Below are 233 nucleotides of genomic sequence, written 5' to 3'. Positions count from 1 at the left end.
TGGAGGCGCCTCCCGGAGTCGAACCGAGGTCCACGGATTTGCAATCCGCTGCATAGCCACTCTGCCAAGGCGCCTTCAATAGTGTTTTAAGAGAACAACTCTTTTGATTAATACCAAGCGAGGTAATAATCAAATAGATGGTGCCCCGGGCCGGACTTGAACCGGCACAACGCGAACGTCGAGGGATTTTAAATCCCTTGTGTCTACCAATTCCACCACCAGGGCACGCAATT

2 tRNA genes are annotated in these 233 nt (G+C 51.5%); both read right to left on the bottom strand.

From position 1 onward, the window contains the following. Positions 1–74 (bottom strand) — tRNA-Cys (locus AB4185_RS21935). 64 nt (positions 75–138) lie between these two features. Continuing rightward, a tRNA-Leu gene (locus tag AB4185_RS21930) sits at positions 139–225 on the bottom strand. Positions 226–233: the final 8 nt, after the last annotated feature.

This window comes from Vibrio sp. 10N.286.48.F5, assembly GCF_041469785.1.
Taxonomy (GTDB): domain Bacteria; phylum Pseudomonadota; class Gammaproteobacteria; order Enterobacterales; family Vibrionaceae; genus Vibrio; species Vibrio crassostreae_C.
This window is presented reverse-complemented; position numbering and strand designations above follow the sequence as displayed.